This window comes from Bacteroidota bacterium (assembly GCA_037133915.1).
Taxonomy (GTDB): Bacteria; Bacteroidota; Bacteroidia; order Bacteroidales; family CAIWKO01; genus JBAXND01.
In genome coordinates this window covers 12,513-31,518 of the sequence record JBAXND010000040.1, presented here as the reverse complement: position 1 = coordinate 31,518, position 19,006 = coordinate 12,513, and the positions used below count along the sequence as shown (strand labels likewise).

At 43.1% G+C, this 19,006-nt stretch carries 17 protein-coding genes and 5 tRNA genes; 20 read left to right on the top strand and 2 right to left on the bottom strand.

Features of this window, described 5'->3' with window-relative positions; all coding sequences use genetic code 11:
* Positions 1–72 precede the first annotated feature (72 nt).
* Together WCM76_12610 and mnmD are read left to right on the top strand one after the other, a co-directional pair.
* Complete coding sequence (locus WCM76_12610) at positions 73–1,377, top strand: hypothetical protein (protein ID MEI6766472.1); 1,305 nt, start codon at positions 73–75, stop codon at positions 1,375–1,377.
* Positions 1,374–2,057 carry a tRNA (5-methylaminomethyl-2-thiouridine)(34)-methyltransferase MnmD gene (gene mnmD, locus WCM76_12605; protein MEI6766471.1) on the top strand — a complete coding sequence of 228 codons (684 nt, stop codon included), beginning with the start codon at positions 1,374–1,376 and terminating at the stop codon, positions 2,055–2,057. The genes WCM76_12610 and mnmD overlap by 4 nt, the downstream gene beginning before the upstream one ends.
* A 76-nt stretch (positions 2,058–2,133) precedes the next feature.
* Here mnmD and WCM76_12600 read toward each other — a convergent pair whose 3' ends face one another.
* Positions 2,134–2,703, bottom strand: a complete 570-nt coding sequence (locus WCM76_12600; protein MEI6766470.1) for a hypothetical protein — start codon at positions 2,701–2,703, stop codon at positions 2,134–2,136.
* Positions 2,704–2,728: 25 nt separating this feature from the next.
* The gene (locus WCM76_12595) at positions 2,729–3,469 is read right to left on the bottom strand and encodes an isoprenylcysteine carboxylmethyltransferase family protein (GenBank protein MEI6766469.1); all 741 of its coding nucleotides are present in this window, start codon (positions 3,467–3,469) and stop codon (positions 2,729–2,731) included.
* Positions 3,470–3,668: 199 nt separating this feature from the next.
* On the opposite strand from WCM76_12595, the gene rpsU reads away from it, so the two are divergent.
* From rpsU to WCM76_12505, 18 genes are all read left to right on the top strand, one after another.
* Positions 3,669–3,863, top strand: coding sequence for a 30S ribosomal protein S21 (gene rpsU, locus WCM76_12590; GenBank protein MEI6766468.1), 195 nt, complete (start codon positions 3,669–3,671; stop codon positions 3,861–3,863).
* A 123-nt stretch (positions 3,864–3,986) separates the two neighbouring features.
* Positions 3,987–4,877 carry a tyrosine-type recombinase/integrase gene (locus WCM76_12585; protein ID MEI6766467.1) on the top strand — a complete coding sequence of 297 codons (891 nt, stop codon included), beginning with the start codon at positions 3,987–3,989 and terminating at the stop codon, positions 4,875–4,877.
* Between the two features lie 15 nt (positions 4,878–4,892).
* Positions 4,893–5,192: a ribosome-associated translation inhibitor RaiA gene (raiA, locus tag WCM76_12580; protein ID MEI6766466.1), complete on the top strand. Its 300-nt coding sequence runs from the start codon at positions 4,893–4,895 to the stop codon at positions 5,190–5,192.
* Positions 5,193–5,475: 283 nt separating this feature from the next.
* Positions 5,476–5,549, top strand: a tRNA-Thr gene (locus WCM76_12575).
* A 69-nt stretch (positions 5,550–5,618) separates the two neighbouring features.
* A tRNA-Tyr gene (locus WCM76_12570) sits at positions 5,619–5,700 on the top strand.
* 10 nt (positions 5,701–5,710) lie between these two features.
* A tRNA-Gly gene (locus tag WCM76_12565) sits at positions 5,711–5,786 on the top strand.
* 4 nt (positions 5,787–5,790) lie between these two features.
* A tRNA-Thr gene (locus WCM76_12560) sits at positions 5,791–5,863 on the top strand.
* Between the two features lie 59 nt (positions 5,864–5,922).
* The gene (tuf, locus tag WCM76_12555) at positions 5,923–7,113 is read left to right on the top strand and encodes an elongation factor Tu (GenBank protein MEI6766465.1); all 1,191 of its coding nucleotides are present in this window, start codon (positions 5,923–5,925) and stop codon (positions 7,111–7,113) included.
* An 83-nt stretch (positions 7,114–7,196) separates the two neighbouring features.
* A tRNA-Trp gene (locus WCM76_12550) sits at positions 7,197–7,269 on the top strand.
* A gap of 15 nt (positions 7,270–7,284) precedes the next feature.
* A complete protein-coding gene (gene secE / locus WCM76_12545; GenBank protein MEI6766464.1) occupies positions 7,285–7,476 on the top strand; it encodes a preprotein translocase subunit SecE in 192 nt (63 codons plus the stop codon).
* Between the two features lie 73 nt (positions 7,477–7,549).
* A complete protein-coding gene (gene nusG / locus WCM76_12540; GenBank protein MEI6766463.1) occupies positions 7,550–8,092 on the top strand; it encodes a transcription termination/antitermination protein NusG in 543 nt (180 codons plus the stop codon).
* Between the two features lie 49 nt (positions 8,093–8,141).
* Positions 8,142–8,585 (top strand): 50S ribosomal protein L11, encoded by a 444-nt coding sequence (gene rplK / locus WCM76_12535; protein MEI6766462.1) that lies wholly within the window; start codon positions 8,142–8,144, stop codon positions 8,583–8,585.
* A 21-nt stretch (positions 8,586–8,606) separates the two neighbouring features.
* Positions 8,607–9,299 carry a 50S ribosomal protein L1 gene (rplA, locus tag WCM76_12530; protein ID MEI6766461.1) on the top strand — a complete coding sequence of 231 codons (693 nt, stop codon included), beginning with the start codon at positions 8,607–8,609 and terminating at the stop codon, positions 9,297–9,299.
* Between the two features lie 39 nt (positions 9,300–9,338).
* A complete protein-coding gene (rplJ, locus tag WCM76_12525; protein ID MEI6766460.1) occupies positions 9,339–9,863 on the top strand; it encodes a 50S ribosomal protein L10 in 525 nt (174 codons plus the stop codon).
* Between the two features lie 56 nt (positions 9,864–9,919).
* Positions 9,920–10,297: a 50S ribosomal protein L7/L12 gene (gene rplL / locus WCM76_12520; GenBank protein ID MEI6766459.1), complete on the top strand. Its 378-nt coding sequence runs from the start codon at positions 9,920–9,922 to the stop codon at positions 10,295–10,297.
* Positions 10,298–10,421: 124 nt separating this feature from the next.
* A complete protein-coding gene (gene rpoB, locus WCM76_12515) occupies positions 10,422–14,231 on the top strand; it encodes a DNA-directed RNA polymerase subunit beta (protein MEI6766458.1) in 3,810 nt (1,269 codons plus the stop codon).
* Between the two features lie 84 nt (positions 14,232–14,315).
* Positions 14,316–18,626, top strand: coding sequence for a DNA-directed RNA polymerase subunit beta' (gene rpoC / locus WCM76_12510; GenBank protein MEI6766457.1), 4,311 nt, complete (start codon positions 14,316–14,318; stop codon positions 18,624–18,626).
* 64 nt (positions 18,627–18,690) lie between these two features.
* Positions 18,691–19,005 (top strand): DUF3467 domain-containing protein, encoded by a 315-nt coding sequence (locus tag WCM76_12505; protein MEI6766456.1) that lies wholly within the window; start codon positions 18,691–18,693, stop codon positions 19,003–19,005.
* Position 19,006 lies beyond the last annotated feature (1 nt).

Sequence of the window (19,006 nt, the reverse complement as noted above, 5' to 3'; positions counted from 1 at the left end):
CGGAGTGCAAAGATAGAAAATAAAGTGACAATCAAAGGTCCGGCATAAATATTATTTCCATACCTTTACACTATGCAGAGATGGCGGTACTTCCCGACGATAATTATTTTTCTTTTGGCATTTTATTCCTGCAAAAAGGAACAGGATGTCAGCGACCCGCTTATTGTAATCAGTTCACCTTTTGATGGCCAGCAATTCGGCGTTTTTGATGAAATCGCGGTCAGAGGCGTCGTTTCCGACGACCGTAAGCTGGAGTATGTGACCGTGGTTCTGGAAGACCTGAACATGGTTCCGGTACTAAAGTCATATACATTCTACCCTGATAACAGTACTTTTCAGGTTGATTTGAGTTATGCTGTCAATGATGTACATCTCCCGTCAGGCGAATATTATCTGCTTATTAGAGCCTCTGACGGGGTGAATGAAAAAAATGAATTTGTAAGAATCGGGATTACTGCTGTGCCCAAAAAACTGGAGTGCATCTACCTCGTTGAATCCTTGACTGATAAAGTACTGATACAAAAAGTGGATACGGCGGGCAATGTATCAACCATCATGACTAAACCGCCCGATTATTCTGCTTCCGCTATCAGTTCCGATTACCGCCTGCTGCTTCTATGCGGAAAATATTCTGAAGATCTGACCGCATATGATGTGACCTCATTGCAACCATCGTGGAACGTTGACGTTATTAACAGTCCGCCATTTCCTTATTTTGAGAATATGGTGTACGACGACGGGAAACTGTTTGTGGCATACCGCGATGGTCATTGGGATTACTACAACCTTAGCGGTGCAATGCTTACATCAAAAGTAACGGATCAGAACTGGATGCCTGAAAACTTCCTCGTGAAGGACGAATTCCTGATTACATACCAACATGAAATATCAGGTGTTGACAATAAGCTGGTGGTCTATTTTCTAAGCTCAACAGCGGCACGGCAGGATTATCCGATAAATCTCGAAGTAATAAAAATGTTTAACCAGTATGCTGACCAGTATCTTGTTTTCGGCAATTTCATGGGGCAGGCTTATGTTCAGCTTCACGATATCAGTAACGGATATCTTTACAATCCTGTTTCATTGCCTCCGGGCACGATTACTTCCGTAGAACGCCTTTCTGACAAGGAATATGCAATAGCCATAGGTAATAATATTCTTGTTTATGACGACGATGCTGCTACCGTAAATACATTGATTCCGGGCGTTTCAGCGAGTCTTGTCCGTTTTGATTCGGTGAACGCAAAACTTTATGTCGTGCCCCAGTCAGGAGGTGGTATCGTGAATATGTATGCATGGCCGGGCGGACAATATCTGGGAACTATTAATTCTGAAGGCACAGCCTCGGAAATTCTTTTTCAATACAATAGAGAATGATAGATAATTCAAGAAAAATTATTACAACAGAAGACGGCTCACATTCTCTCTACATGCCCGAACTGAAAGAACAATATCACTCCGTACACGGCGCGCTAACAGAATCAATGCATGTTTTTATACATGCAGGATTGCGCTTTTCGCTTGCCGGAAGGAATACGATGAACATTCTGGAAGTTGGATTCGGTACGGGTTTGAACGCTTTGCTTACCTTTAAATATGCATTGCGGAATCGTATTTCGGTAACATATTTTGCCATAGAGCCGTTTCCTATAGATTCACAGATTATTTCACAGCTCAATTATCCCGACCTGAATGAACTTGAGAACACGACTGCTGTTTTTTCGGCAATGCATAATGCTCCGTTCAATGTGTCATCCGAAATAAGCGAACACTTTTTGCTGCATAAGATTTCAGAAAGACTGGAAGTATATCAGCCGCCATCAGCATTTTTTGATCTGGTGTATTTCGATGCTTTCTCACCGGCTGTGCAGCCAGAATTGTGGACGCGTGATGTATTTGATATCGTTGCAAAATCAATGAAACAGGGGGCTGTACTGGTCACTTATTGCTGCAAGGGTGAAGTGAAAAGACAGCTGCGTGCTGCAGGATTCGAAGTAACAAAAATTCCGGGACCGCCGGGGAAACGCGAAATGATACGGGCTGTAAAAAGTGCCTAAAGTTTATAAAGTTTGAAAGTTCATAAATTAAAAACACCAAACTCCAATCCCCAATCCTCAATCCCCAATCCCTAAACTAAGGGTTCAGCCGTCGGCTCATGGTTGCCGAAACTTTGTCGAAAAATGCCGGCGGTGAAAGTCTGCGCCAGCCTATATCATTGAGGTTTTCGCCAAATGCCAGATAATAATCGATATTGCTTTTGCAGAATTCTTCCACCACGTGTTTTCTGAAATTAACACAGGCAATCCATCCGTCTTCTGCCTCTTCGAACCATTCCTGATAATAGCTGTCGTCTGAGAAATGAAAATCCAGTACGTTCTCACCGATGAGAATAAATTTATTGATTCCGGCAGCCATCAGCACATCAATCACATCACGTTTGAGGAACATGATATCGTTGTAAAGGCAGTCGTTCCATTCGCCCAACATTTCAATGATGCAGTAGGCACGCGAATAATCCGCATAAAGAATTTTCAGGTACAACGTCAGCGAACCAAATTCATCCCATTGCGGATGAATCAGGTGATTGTAAATTTTATTGGTGAAATGAAATTCGTCGTATTCCTTGCCATGAAAAGGTGAATGCTCATCTTCGGCGGCAGAGTAGAGGTTTATCCAGGCGTAAAATGGTTCAATCAGATGCACATTCGGAATTTTCGGTAAAGGTAGCTCAGCGACCTTCTGTATTCAGGATTTTCGTTGATTTTTTCAGCGTTCTCAGTGTGATATAAATCAAGAGCCCGGCAATACCGGCAATCTGCCATTTGAGGTCGAGGTAAACATGACGGTACTGAACAAAATTATTCAGAGCGTTGAGATAGGCAAATGAGAATATCATTGCAAAAAGTCCGCTATACTCACGTTTCAGCACATTTTTCAGTGAAAACGGCAAGTCCGCTTTTTGATATAATCGGATATCGGGAATGAAAGCGGGTGTTTTTGATGACCAGTCAATAAACGACTGTCCGAATTTTTTGCGGATGAATTGTTCTTCGGCAAACATTATACGTTCGTAATACAGCCAGAAGAATGCCAAAGAAAAAACGATAAGCCACGGAATGGCCGTGTAGAGTATGATTCCAAACCACATAAAGAAATTGCCAAGATAGAGCGGGTGCCTCACAATGGAGTAAATTCCTTTGGTGTTAAGGACTTCGGCAATCTGACCTTCTTTCGTATTACGACCGGAAGTGCCTCCGGGTGTGTAGCCAATGGTGAAGGCGCGTATCAGCAAGCCTTTTATCGAGATAAGCAGACATAAAATATTCCACCACATTACCTGAAAGTGAATGAATTGGTTCTTGTCTATCAGAATAGCGACAGTGGCTGCAACAAATAAAACTGCGGGAATGAAGCTACGATTGCGGAACAGGCGGTTGCCCGATTGCTCAAATTGTTCTGCTAATGCCATAGAATGATTTTAATTGAGGGTGCAAAAGTATAAAATAAGATTGTTAAAATGTGGTAACGTTCGGAAATACTCAAAAATGCCCGATTCTGAATATATGCTCTAAATTTTTTATCAATAAGTTAGGCAGAATAAAAAAGTTTGTATCTTTGCGCTCCCAAAACAGTGTATTATCATTATTTAACAGAAAGAAAAAAGTCATATGATCATTATTCCTGTAAAAGAAGGCGAAAACATCGACAAAGCATTAAAAAAATACAAACGGAAATTTGAGAAAACCGGTGTTGTAAAAGAATTAAGAGAGCGTCAGAAATTCACCAAACCCTCTGATAAGAAAAGGGAAGGTCACCTGAAGGCAATCTATATTCAGCAGATAATTAATAAATTAGAAGATTAATAGTCTCCGATAAGATATATAAATAGTATCGTATCAGGAGTAAGGCTTGCTTTTCGGCAATAAATAGCGTAATTTTACGTTAAATTATTTCGGAAGGGTGGTTTTACTCCTGTTTTTTTGTGCATGAAGGAAAGATTTCTCCAATATATACAGTTCGAAAAAAGATACTCATCTCATACCGTAATTTCTTACCGTAGCGACCTTGAGCAATTCTTTGCCTATACTCTGGCTGAGTTTGAGACCGAAAAGCCCGAAGATATCAGCTTTATGATGGTTCGTTCATGGCTGGCAGTGCTTATGGAGCACAAGCTCAGCAGTAGGAGCGTAAACCGCAAAAAGACCACCTTAAAAACCTTTTTCCGTTTTCTTATCCGTGAAGGCGTGATTACTGAAAACCCGATGAACAAGGTATTATCGCCCAAAACATCGAAGCGCCTCGTCTGCTTTGTGGAGAAAGAAAGCATGGACACCATGCTTACGCCTGTTTCGGGTGAACCCGGTAATGCATTTACCATACTTCGCGACCGCATGGTACTTGAGATGTTTTATGCTACCGGCATGCGTCTTTCGGAACTGGTTAATCTGGCGAATCATGACGTTGACCTCTATAATTCGGTAATCAGGGTAACCGGGAAAAGAAATAAAGTAAGACAAATCCCTTTCGGACCGCATCTGAAGCACCTTATTGACGCTTATACAGCGATGAAAACATCACTTTTTAGTGAAGGTGATGCCATGAACTGGTTCTTTGTGACTGATACGGGAAAGAAAGTATATCATAAATATATTTACCGGCTCGTGCATCATTATCTTGGCACTGTGACCACACTCGATAAAAAAAGTCCTCACGTGCTGCGTCATACATTTGCAACTCATATGCTTAACAGCGGTGCCGATCTGAATGCAGTGAAGGAATTGCTGGGGCATGCCAACCTTTCGGCAACACAAATTTACACACACAATACAGTAGAAAAATTAAAGACAATTTACAAACAAGCCCATCCAAAGGCTTAAAAACAAGGAGGTAATATGAAAGTTAGTATCACTACAGTTCGTTTTAAAGCGGACAAAAAACTCGAAGACTTCATTCAAGACAAAGTAAGTAAGCTAGGCAGCTTCTACGAGGGCTTACTCAGCACAGAAGTGACATTAAAAATAGACAAAAATGAGAAAGAAGGAAATAAGATAGCCGAGATACAAATATTCATGCCCGGCAACAAACTCTTTGCCAAAAAGCAATCAACAAGCTTCGAAGAATCGACAGATACGGCTGTTGATGCCTTAAAAAAGCAACTTACGAAGCACAAAGAAAAAATCAGGGGAATATAGAAACAACGAGGAATGAACACGTTTGGTGTGAATTTTGCGTAATATTCATACACCCTGATAAAAAAAAACAAAAAAACCTTTGTACATTTTAAAAATGTTTATAAATTTGCAGACCTTTTTCGAGAAGGGTCTGCTTTTTTATTAATTTCTAAGTAATTAGTACTCTTAGACCTCAATTTTGCAGATCAAACCAAAGGGGCCTGATGGAATCAGGGGAAAATTATTATGTTCATTGAATAGAATTGAAACCCGTGAATGTAACAACGGGCGTAAATAATAGAATGCCGAAATAGCTCAGTTGGCCAGAGCAGCTGATTTGTAATCAGCGGGTCGTGGGTTCGAATCCCTCTTTCGGCTCTTGTTCTTTGTAAAAATGAAAATGATTGTTGACCGGAATTACTCCGGATCAGCTATCGCAACATATCGGGGGAGATACCAGAGTGGTCAAATGGGGCAGACTGTAAATCTGTTGGCGACGCCTTCGGAGGTTCGAATCCTCCTCTCCCCACTCGATACAGGCGAAAGTAGCTCATTTGGTAGAGCGAAAGCCTTCCAAGCTTTAGGTGGCGGGTTCGAATCCCGTCTTTCGCTCCAGTACGCCGATGTAGCTCAATTGGTAGAGTGCGTCCTTGGTAAGGACGAGGTAACGAGTTCAAATCTCGTCATCGGCTCTGTAGAACATAAAGAAGTTAATAATAAATTGTATTCACTTAACAAACCTTAAATTAAAATGGCAAAAGAAAAATTCGATCGTTCCAAACCGCACGTAAATATTGGAACTATTGGTCACATTGACCACGGTAAGACAACCCTGACTGCAGCTATCACACTTACCCTTATGGATAAAGGTCTCTGCGAATTCAGGTCATTCGATTCAATTGACAACGCTCCCGAAGAAAAAGAAAGAGGTATTACAATCAATACAGCTCACGTAGAGTATGCTACTGAAAAAAGGCATTATGCTCACGTTGACTGCCCAGGCCACGCTGACTACATTAAGAACATGGTTACAGGTGCTGCCCAGATGGACGGTGCTATCCTTGTTGTTGCTGCTACGGATGGTCCTATGCCCCAAACCAATGAGCATATCCTTCTTGCACGTCAGGTAGGTGTTCCCAAAATGGTTGTTTTCATGAACAAAGTTGACCTTGTTGATGACGAAGAATTGCTGGACATCGTTGAAATGGAAATTCGCGAGCGTCTTACATTCTACGGCTTTGACGGTGACAATACACCTATTATCCGTGGTTCTGCACTTGGTGGTCTGAACAAAGAGCCCCAGTGGATTGAAAAAATCATGGAACTTATGGATGCCGTTGATTCCTATATTCCTCTGCCTCCGAGGGAAGTTGACAAACCCTTCCTGATGCCTATCGAAGACGTATTCTCGATTACAGGTCGTGGAACCGTTGCTACCGGCAGAATTGAAGCAGGTGTTATCAATACCAGCGACCCTGTTGAAATCATCGGTCTTGGTGCTGAAAAAATGAAATCAGTTGTAACCGGTGTTGAAATGTTCCGTAAAATCCTCGACAGAGGAGAAGCCGGTGACAACGCAGGTCTGCTTCTTCGTGGTATTGACAAAGACGCTATCCGCAGGGGTATGGTTATTGCAAAACCCGGTTCGATTCATCCTCACAAAGAATTTAAAGCTGAAGTTTACATTCTGAAAAAAGAAGAAGGTGGACGTCACACCCCGTTTCATAACAAATACCGTCCTCAGTTCTACTTCCGTACAACTGACGTAACCGGCGAAGTAAATCTTCCCGAAGGTGTTGAAATGGTAATGCCAGGCGATAACCTGACAATTACTGTCAGCCTGATCGTTGAGATCGCGATGGCCAAGAACCTCAGGTTTGCAATTCGCGAAGGCGGACGGACCGTAGGTGCTGGTCAGGTAACCGAGATTCTTGACGTATAGTTGAACACAATGTATCAGTGGCACTCTGTAATTGCGGGGTGCCATTGATTGCATAATAAAAATAAAGGTTGTTAGTGAATGAAACGGGTGTAGCTCAATTGGTAGAGTAGTGGTCTCCAAAACCATTGGTTGGGAGTTCGAGTCTCTCCACCCGTGCAAAATACAAAACCTATGTCAAAGGTTGCAAATTATATTAAAGATAGTTACGACGAGTTAATGCACAAAGTCTCCTGGCCAACCTGGAGCGAACTGCAAAACAGTGCTATTGTCGTGTCTGTTGCTTCCCTGATAATTGCCGTAATGGTTTATTTGATGGACGTGACGTTTAGTACTGTTCTCACACAGTTTTATAAACTGTTCTGAGTTAACTGTAAATCAGTTTTACTGATAGTCTGTTTGGTTAATTTAACTGATTTACCTTACACCTGGTGGAATTATGAGCGAGCAAGTAAAAAAATGGTATGTTGTCAGAGCCATCAGCGGCAAAGAAAAGAAGGTGAAAGAGCTGATTGAAAGCGAAATAAACCGGCTGAATCTTCAGTCGTTCGTTTCGCAGGTTTTGATACCAACTGAAAAGGTTTACCAGGTCAGAAAGGGCAAAAAGATAAGTAAGGAAAGAAACTACTTTCCCGGTTACGTACTTATCGAAGCTGTTTTGGCCGGCGAGGTTACTCATACGTTAAAGAATGTACCCGGAGTGCTGGGATTCCTCGGATCAAAAGGAGAAGCGATTCCGCTTCGCCAGGCTGAGGTGAACAGAATTCTTGGTAAAGTTGACGAATTGTCAGAAAAAGGCGAAGAAATCAGCGAACCTTTTATCATCGGTGAGGCAGTTAGAGTAATTGACGGCCCGTTTAACAGTTTCAGCGGAATTATCGAAGAGGTGAACGAAGAGAAAAAGAAGTTGAAAGTTATGGTGAAGATCTTCGGTCGAAAAACCCCGCTTGAACTGAGCTTCATGCAGGTCGAAAAAGAATAGACAGAAGTAAAACAAACAATTAGTGTTTACTGCTTAAACAAATTAAAAAATGGCTAAAGAAGTTGGTGGTTTAATAAAATTGCAAATCAAAGGAGGAGCCGCGAATCCATCACCTCCCGTTGGTCCCGCTTTGGGTGCCAAAGGTGTGAATATCATGGAGTTCTGCAAGCAATTCAACGCTCGTACGCAGGACAAGGCCGGCAAGCTTATCCCCGTGATTATTACTGTTTATAAGGATAAATCATTTGATTTTATCGTTAAAACTCCTCCAGTTGCAGTTCAGTTACTCGAAGTTGTCAAGAAACCCAAAGGCTCACCGGAGCCTAACCGAAATAAAATCGGGTCGGTTTCATGGGAACAGGTACAGGCCATTGCCGAAGCAAAAATGGTGGACATGAATTCGTTCACTCTTGAGTCGGCCATGGAAATGGTAGCCGGTACTGCACGCAGCATGGGGATTACCGTAACAGGTAAAGGCCCGGCCGCTAATTAATAATTTTAACTATTTCAAGCGATGGCTAATATATCTAAGAAAAGAAAAGAGTCACTGAAAAAAGTCGAAAAGGAAAAGGCTTATTCGCTGGATGAAGCTTCAAAACTGGTAAAGGAAATCACCACCACCACGTTTGACTCTTCCGTTGATTTGGATGTTCGTTTGGGCATTGACCCAAGGAAATCGGATCAAATGGTAAGAGGTATCGTTACTCTTCCGCACGGAACAGGCAAGACCATTAGAGTACTTGTTCTCTGTACACCGGAAAAGGAAGAAGAAGCGAAAAACGCAGGTGCTGATTTTTATGGCCTTGATGATTACATTGCCAAAATAAAAGAAGGCTGGACAGATGTAGATGTCATCATAACCATGCCGAACGTGATGCCGAAAGTAGGTGCATTAGGTAGGATACTCGGACCACGCGGTCTGATGCCCAACCCAAAAACCGGAACGGTTACCATGGAAGTAGGCAAGGCTGTTAAAGAAGTAAAAGCCGGAAAGATCGACTTTAAAGTTGATAAATATGGCATCATCCACGCTTCGGTAGGTAAAGCATCCTTTGATGCTGATAAGCTCGCTGAAAATTCACGCGAACTTATGCAAACTATCCTTAAACTGAAACCCGCATCGGCCAAGGGAACATACGTGAGGAGTATCTTCATGTCAAGTACCATGAGTCTGGGCATTCAGATCGACCCGAAATCGATGGCGTAATGTTTTTCAGTCACAGGTAAATTTTGAACCTTATTTTTTATGAAAAAAGAAGAAAAGAATCAGGTAATTGAAGAGTTGGCGGAAGTACTTAAAGCCAATAAAAACCTCTATATTACTGATATATCCGAATTGAACGTTGAGAAGACCAACGAACTCAGGAGACTTTGTTTTAAACGTGATGTACAGCTCAGGGTTGTTAAAAACACCCTTCTGCGCAAAGCTATGGAACATACGGAAAAGCCGTACGAGCCTCTGTTCGATATTCTGAATGGCCCTACAGCAATCATGCTTTGCGAATCGCCGAATGAACCTGCAAAACTTATTAAAGATTTCAGGAAAAAAGGTGTTACAAAGCCGGTTCTTAAAGGTGCCCTGATTGACGAGTCAATCTTTATTGGTCACGACCAGTTAGATGCACTTATCAGTCTGAAAACCAAAAACGAACTTCTCGGAGAAATTATCGGTCTGCTGCAATCACCCCTTAACAATGTTATGGGTGCATTACAGTCAGGAGGTCATACCATTTCAGGACTTGTTAAGACCCTGTCTGAACGTCCGGAATAATCAAATCATTTTAATAAACAGAAATCTTTTTATCAATCAATTAAAACATAACGAAAATGGCAGACATTAAAACTTTAGCAGAACAGTTGGTGAATTTAACTGTTAAAGAAGTCAACGAATTGGCAAAAGTGTTGAAAGACGAGTATGGAATCGAGCCCGCTGCAGCTGCTGTAGCAATTGCTGCTCCCGCTGCTGGTGCTGATGGCCCCGTTGTTGAAGAGCAATCAAAATTCGACGTAATACTGAAAAACGCTGGTCAGGCTAAATTGGCCGTTGTGAAACTGGTTAAAGAACTCACAAGCTTAGGTTTGAAAGAAGCAAAAGAACTGGTTGATGCAGCTCCCAAAGCTATCAAAGAAGGCGTTGCCAAAGATGAAGCAAATGCATTGAAATCACAATTAGAGGAGGCCGGTGCAGAGGTTGAGATTAAGTAAGAAAGTTTGGAAATACAATAACCGGGCATAGACTTCAGGCGCGAGCCTGAAGTCTTATTCCCGTTTATATTCATAGTTCTTTTCATTTTTTTATTTTTTTCTGTAACCAAAAAACCTTACGACCTTGGCTTCAATTAAGACCGACAGAATAAGTTTTGCATCCACCCACATACAGGTAGAGTGTCCCGATTTTCTAGATATCCAGCTGAAATCCTTCCAGGATTTTTTTCAATTGGAAACCACTCCCGAAAATCGCGCAAGCGAAGGATTGTTCAAAGTATTCGCAGAAAACTTTCCCATTTCGGATGCACGAAATAATTTCGTTCTCGAGTTCATTGATTATTTCATTGATCCTCCGCGCTACAACATTGACGAATGCCTTGAAAGAGGGCTCACGTACAATGTTCCGCTGAAAGCGAAACTCAAACTTTATTGTACTGACCCCGACCACGAAGATTTCGAAACCATTATCCAGGATGTATATCTGGGTATGATACCGTATATGACTCCCAAAGGTACCTTTGTGATCAACGGTGCCGAAAGAGTTGTGGTAAGCCAGTTGCACCGCTCACCCGGTGTATTTTTCGGGCAGAGCCGCCATGCCAACGGGCAGGTACTCTTCTCAGCCCGTATTATCCCCTTCAAAGGATCGTGGATCGAATTTGCGACCGACATCAATAATGTGATGTACGCTTACATCGACCGCAAAAAGAAATTACCTGTCACAACACTCCTTCGTGCCATTGGTTACGAGAGTGATAAAGACATCCTTGAAATATTCAACCTTGCTGATGAAATTAAGGTGAATAAAGCTGCCCTGAAAAAACTCGTGGGCCGCAAACTAGCTGCAAGGGTTGTACGTGCATGGATTGAAGATTTTGTTGATGAAGATACCGGTGAAGTTGTTTCCATTGAACGTACCGAAGTGCTTATTGATCGCGAAACCGAGATTGAGAACAGCCACATTGATACAATCATTGACTCAGGTGTAAAGACGATACTTGTGCATAACGAAAGCGTGAACGCCAACGATTATGCCATCATCTTCAATACACTTCAGAAAGATGCTGCCAACTCGGAAAAGGAAGCCGTTGAATTTATTTATCGTCTGCTGCGTAACGCCGAGCCTCCCGATGAAGAAACCGCTCGCGGTATCATCGAGAAACTGTTCTTCTCGGATAAACGTTATGACCTTGGTGATGTTGGTCGTTACAGAATCAACAAGAAACTGAACTTTGACACCAGTATGGACGTCAGAGTACTTACCAAAGAAGACATCATCCATATTATAAAATATCTGGTTGAACTTCAGAATTCAAAAGCTGAAGTTGATGATATCGACCATTTGAGCAACCGTCGTGTACGTACTGTTGGCGAACAACTGTACGCACAGTTTGGTGTTGGTCTGGCCCGTATGGCCCGTACCATCCGCGAACGTATGAATGTCCGCGATAACGAAGTTTTTGCTCCTGCCGATCTTATCAACGCTAAAACATTATCATCTGTTATCAATACATTTTTTGGCACCAACCAGTTATCACAGTTCATGGATCAAACAAATCCATTATCTGAGATTACTCACAAACGCAGGGTTTCTGCACTCGGACCCGGTGGTCTGTCGCGCGAGAGAGCCGGTTTTGAAGTACGTGACGTTCACTTTACCCATTATGGCCGTCTGTGTACCATCGAAACTCCTGAAGGACCGAATATCGGTCTTATATCTTCACTCTGCGTATACGCGAAAATCAATAAGCTCGGATTCATTGAAACGCCTTACCTGAAAATGGAAAAAGGCAAAGTGAAACTGAACGATGCTCCTGTTTACCTTACTGCGGAAGAAGAAGAAGATAAAATTATTGCACAGGCAAGTACTGAAATTGCCAAAGATGGAACCATCCTCGAGGCGAAAATGAAAGCCAGGTACCTTGCCGATTATCCTATTATTGAACCCGAAAAGGTCGACTTAATAGATATTGCACCGAACCAGATTGCATCAATTGCTGCATCACTTATTCCATTTTTGGAGCATGATGACGCTAACCGTGCACTCATGGGATCGAACATGATGAGGCAGGCCGTCCCCTTGATGAACCCCGAAGTTCCCATTGTACAAACAGGTCTTGAAGCCAAAGTTGCAAGGGATTCACGCGTGCTTATCAATGCCGAAGGCAATGGCGTAGTAAAATATGTAGATGCCCGTCAGATAATTATTGAATACGAACGCACCGATACTGACCGTATTGTCAGTTTCGAGCCCGATGTTCGTACGTACGCTTTATCAAAATTTATACGTACAAACCAGAATACCTGCATCAATCTGAAACCCATCGTGCGCAAGGGACAGAAAGTGAAGAAAGGTGATGTTCTTTCAGAAGGTTATGCAACCAGAAACGGCGAGCTTGCTCTTGGTATAAACCTTACCGTGGCTTTCATGCCCTGGAAAGGATACAACTTTGAGGATGCTATCGTAATTTCGGAGCGTGTTGCACGCGACGACGTTTTTACTTCACTCCATATTGAAGAATTCATTCTTGAAGTCAGGGAAACCAAACGCGGAATGGAAGAGCTTACCAATGATATTCCCAATGTTAGCGCCGAAGCCACCAAAGACCTCGACGAAAACGGTGTTATCAGGGTAGGTGCTGAAGTGAACGAAGGCGATATCCTTATCGGGAAGATTACACCGAAAGGTGAAACCGATCCTACTCCGGAAGAAAAACTGCTGCGTGCCATTTTCGGCGACAAAGCCGGTGATGTAAAAGATGCATCTTTGAAAGCACCTCCTTCCATGAAAGGCGTGGTTGTAAGTACCAAACTTTTCTCAAGAGTAATCAGGGATAAAAAATCCAAAACCAAGGAAAAAGATAACCTGAAAACGATTGAGGACGAATATCAGAAAAATATTTCCGACCTGAAAATTAAACTGGTCGAGAAACTGATGTCGCTGGTTGACGGTAAAACATCACAGGGCGTATACAACAACCTGAAAGAAGAAGTGATTTCCAAAAAAGCAAAATTCACTTCAAAACTTTTACTGGGTCTTGATTATACAAGTGTCAATCCTAACAAGTGGACTACAGATAAAGATAAGAACGAACTTATCAAAATGCTGCTCCATAACTATAATATCAAATTCCGCGAACATCTGGGAATCTACAACAGGAATCGTTTTATCGAAACTGTGGGTGATGACCTGCCTTCGGGTATTGTGAAACTGGCCAAAGTATATGTTGCCAAAAAGCGTAAGCTCAAAGTTGGTGATAAAATGGCCGGTCGTCACGGTAACAAAGGTATTGTTGCCCGTATTGTAAGGGAAGAAGACATGCCTTTCCTCGAAGACGGAACTCCGGTTGACATCGTACTGAATCCTCTGGGCGTACCTTCACGTATGAACCTCGGACAGATTTACGAAACGGTTCTTGGCTGGGCAGGCAAAAAACTTGGAATGACATTCGTGTCGCCTATCTTCGACGGCGCAACTATCGAAGAAATCAACTCTTACTTAGTACAGGCAGGGCTTCCGGAGAACGGACGCGTTTACCTGTATGATGGTGGTACCGGCACACGTTTTGACCAGCCCGCAACTGTTGGTGTGATTTATATGCTGAAACTGCATCACCTTGTTGATGACAAGATGCATGCCCGTTCCATTGGACCGTACTCGCTCATTACGCAGCAGCCTTTGGGTGGTAAAGCTCAGTTCGGCGGACAGCGTTTCGGTGAAATGGAGGTCTGGGCACTTGAAGCATTTGGTGCTGCCAACATTTTGCAGGAAATCCTTACCGTAAAATCTGACGATGTTACAGGCAGGGCAAAAGCTTATGAATCGCTGGTTAAAGGCGAGAATATGCCAACACCGGGTATCCCCGAATCGTTCAATGTACTTGTACATGAACTCAAGGGACTTGGTCTGAATGTTACATTCGAAGAATAGTTTTGAGAATTAATGGGAGACCGGCAGCAGTTTATTGCTGCCGGTACTCTTCAAAAAAATAATTCAGCATAATCAATAAACATTATGGCTTTCAGAAAAGACACCACAACAAAAGGTAATTTTTCTAAGATAACAATAAGCCTTGCTTCACCCGAAGTAATTCTCGAGCGTTCGAGCGGTGAAGTACTGAAACCCGAGACCATCAACTACAGAACATATAAACCCGAAAGGGACGGTTTGTTCTGCGAACGTATTTTTGGTCCTGTTAAGGACTGGGAATGCCATTGCGGGAAGTACAAAAGGATACGTTATAAAGGCATCGTATGCGATCGCTGCGGTGTTGAAGTTACCGAAAAGAAAGTTAGACGCGAGCGTATGGGGCACATTCAGCTTACCATACCCGTTGCACATATATGGTTTTTCAGGTCACTGCCCAATAAAATAGGCGCACTGATCGGTCTTCAGACAAAGAAACTTGAAACCATCATTTATTACGAGCGTTACGTTGTTATCAATCCGGGCGTTAAAGAAGCTGATGGCGTTAAATACCTCGATTTCCTGACTGAAGAAGAATATTTTGAGATTCTGGAAAATCTGCCAAAAGATAACCAGTATCTTGACGATACCGACCCCAATAAGTTTATTGCAAAAATGGGTGCCGACGCCGTGTATGATTTGCTTTCAAGACTCAATCTTGACGAACTTTCATATACGCTTCGCGACAAAGCAAGTAAAGAAACTTCGCAACAGCGTAAAGCCGAAGCGTTGAAAAGATTACAGGTTGTTGAAGCTTTCCGCGACGCAAATCAGCGCATCGATAACAAACCCGAATGGATGATAGTGAAAGTAGTTCCGGTTATACCGCCCGAACTGCGTCCGCTCGTTCCTCTCGATGGTGGCCGTTTTGCAACATCCGACTTGAACGACCTGTATCGCCGCGTTATTATCCGCAACAACAGGCTCAAAAGGCTTATTGAAATCAAAGCTCCGGACGTTATTCTGCGAAACGAAAAACGTATGCTTCAGGAAGCCGTTGACTCACTCTTTGATAATTCAAGGAAAGTGAATGCGGTAAAAACTGAATCAAACCGTCCGTTGAAATCACTCAGCGACAGTCTGAAAGGCAAACAAGGACGTTTCCGTCAGAATTTGCTCGGTAAACGTGTTGACTACTCAGGCCGTTCGGTTATTGTGGTTGGTCCTGAACTGAAATTGAATGAATGCGGTTTGCCGAAAGAAATGGCATCAGAGCTTTTCAAACCGTTCATCATACGTAAAATGCTTGAGCGCGGTATCGTGAAAACGGTAAAATCAGCCAAGAAAATTGTTGACCGCAAGGATCCCGTTGTTTGGGATATTCTTGAAAACGTACTCAAAGGGCACCCGGTCATGCTTAACCGCGCCCCGACACTTCACCGCCTGGGTATTCAGGCTTTTCAGCCTAAACTCATCGAAGGAAAAGCGATTCAGTTGCATCCGCTCGTATGTACGGCTTTCAATGCCGACTTTGACGGTGACCAGATGGCTGTTCACGTACCCCTTGGCAATGCTGCCATTCTTGAAGCTCAGATTCTGATGCTTGCATCACACAATATCCTGAATCCTGCAAACGGTGCGCCTATTACGGTTCCGTCGCAGGACATGGTACTTGGTCTGTATTATATGACCAAAGGCCGCAGGGGAATTCCCGAACATACCATCAGGGGCGAAGGCTATAAATTCTATGGTCCTTCAGAAGTTATTATTGCTTACAACGAAGGCAAACTGGACCTGCATGCTTACATTTATGTTCATGCTGAAGTTCGTGAGAATGGTGAATATTCTGATAAACTGATTGAAACCACCGTTGGTCGCGTACTGTTCAATCAGGTTGTACCGCGTCAATATGGCTATCTGAATCAGCTGCTGACTAAAAAAGCCCTTCGCGACATTATCGGTGATATTTTGAAACTTACCGGAACCGCCCGTACAGCACAGTTCCTTGATGATATCAAAGAACTTGGATTTGTTATGGCATTCCGCGGCGGCCTCTCATTTAACCTCGGCGACCTTATTGTTTCTCCGCTCAAGGCTGAACTCATTAAGAAAGCCAACGAAGAAGTGGATGAGATTATGGGTAACTATAATATGGGCTTTATCACCAATAACGAACGTTACAATCAGATTATCGACGTTTGGACACATACAAACTCAAGGCTTACACAGGCCGTTATGAAACAGCTGGCTGATGACCGTCAGGGATTCAATCCTGTATTCATGATGCTTGATTCAGGCGCCCGTGGTTCTAAAGAGCAGATTCGTCAGCTCTGCGGGATGAGGGGTCTGATGGCAAAACCACAGAAATCAGGTGCCACCGGTGGTGAGATTATTGAAAACCCAATTCTTTCTAACTTCCGCGAAGGACTTTCGGTACTTGAGTACTTTATCTCTACGCACGGTGCTCGTAAGGGTTTGGCCGATACCGCTCTTAAAACAGCTGATGCCGGTTATCTTACACGTCGTCTGGTTGATGTTACCCAGGATGTGATTATCTCTGAACCCGACTGCGGAACTCTTAGAGGACTCACTGTTACAGCCCTTAAAAAGAACGAAGAAGAAGTGGAAACACTGTATGACCGTTTACTCGGCAGGGTCACGTTGCACGATGTTTATCATCCGCAAAGCGGCGAATTGATTATTGCTGCAGGCGAAGAACTGAAAGAAGAATCATGCCGCGTTATCGAAGATTCGCCGATTGAATCAGTTGAAATAAGGTCGGTACTAACCTGCGAATCCAAACACGGCGTTTGTGCTAAATGCTATGGACGTAGTTTGGCCAGTGGCCGTATGGTTGAGAAAGGTGAGGCTGTTGGTGTTATTGCAGCACAGTCAATCGGCGAGCCCGGTACACAGCTTACTCTTCGTACATTCCACGTTGGTGGTGTTGCCGGTGTTAATATCGGCTCAGCCTCCAAAATTGAAGCTAAATATGCCGGTATTCTTGAAATCGATGAACTCCGTTCTGTAGATTACGAAAACGAAGAAGGCAAAAAATATCAGGTTATCATTGGCCGTTCGGCTGAAATGAAAATTATTGACAAGAACACAAAAATTGTTCTTACATCACATAATCTGCCTTATGGCGCCAACTTCTATTACAAGAATGGCGACGAACTTAAGAAAGACAGTTTGATTTGCGACTGGGATCCGTACAATGCGGTGATTCTTTCTGAAATTCAGGGAAAAGTTGTTTTTGAAGATATTGTTGAAGGCGTGACTTTCCGTGAAGAATCAGATGAGCAAACCGGTTATCACGACAAGGTTATTATTGAAACCCGTCATAAAGCAAAGAATCCTTCCATCAAGATTGTGAATGAGAAAACCAAGGAAATCGTTAAATCATATGATATCCCGGTTGGAGCTCACATCGTTGTTGAAGAAGGTATGAAAATCAAAGCAGGCGACGTGCTGTGTAAGATTCCGAGAGCTGTAGGTAAAGCCGGTGACATCACCGGAGGTTTGCCGAGGGTGACCGAACTTTTCGAAGCACGTAATCCTTCTGATCCCGCTGTTGTTTCTGAAATTGATGGTGTGGTTTCGTTTGGTAAAAAACTCAAACGCGGTAACAGGGAAATCATTATTACTTCCAAAACCGGCGAAGAGAAACATTACCTGATATCTACCACCAAACAGATTCTTGCACAGGAAAATGACTATATCAAGGCAGGTACGGCACTTTCAGATGGTGCTACCACACCGGCCGATATTCTCGCTATTAAAGGACCCACACAGGTTCAGGAATATATTGTGAACGAAATTCAGGAAGTGTACCGCTTACAGGGTGTGAAAATTAATGATAAACACTTTGAAGTAGTGGTTCGCCAAATGATGCGTAAAGTGGAAGTGGAAGACCAGGGCGATACACGTTTCCTTGAAGGTGAAGTGGTGAATAAACTTGACTTCCAGGAAGAAAACGACTGGATTTATGGGAAAAAAGTAGTCGTTGACCCGGGTGATGCAACACATTACCGTCCGGGACAGATTATTGCTGCCCGTAAACTCAGGGATGAAAACTCCGTACTGAAACGCCGCGATAAAACACCGATTGAATCACGTGACGCAAAACCCGCTACCGGTCGCCAGATACTTCAGGGTATCACCAGAGCTTCTCTGCAGACCAGAAGCTGGTTATCAGCGGCATCGTTCCAGGAAACTACCAAGGTTCTTACCGACGCTTCTGTTGCAGCAAAATCTGACAGCTTACTCGGACTGAAGGAAAATGTACTCGTAGGACATCTTATTCCTGCCGGTACCGGACTCCGGGATTACGACAAGATTATTGTTGGAAGTAAGGAAGAATTCGAAAAGCTGGTTGCCTCCAAAGAGAGGGAAGATATACACATCGACGCCGGCTGATGCAAATAGTTAAAGGCTCTGCACCTGCAGAGCCTTTTTTTTAATAAAATAAAATTTAAAAGGCATGACAGATAATAAAAACGAACACCAAATCAACATCGAACTTAGTGAAGAAATGGCCGAAGGCACCTATTCAAACCTCGCCATCATTACTCATTCGCATTCGGAATTCATCATAGACTTTGTGAAAATAATGCCGGGCAGCCCTAAAGCCAAAGTAAAATCACGCATTATTCTTACACCTCAGCACGCAAAAAGGCTGTTGAACGCTCTGGGCGAGAATATCGCAAAGTTTGAACAGAATTTCGGACCCATCAAGGAATCCAACCCTATGGATCTTACGCCTTTTAATTTTGGCGGACCTACGGCTCAGGCATAAA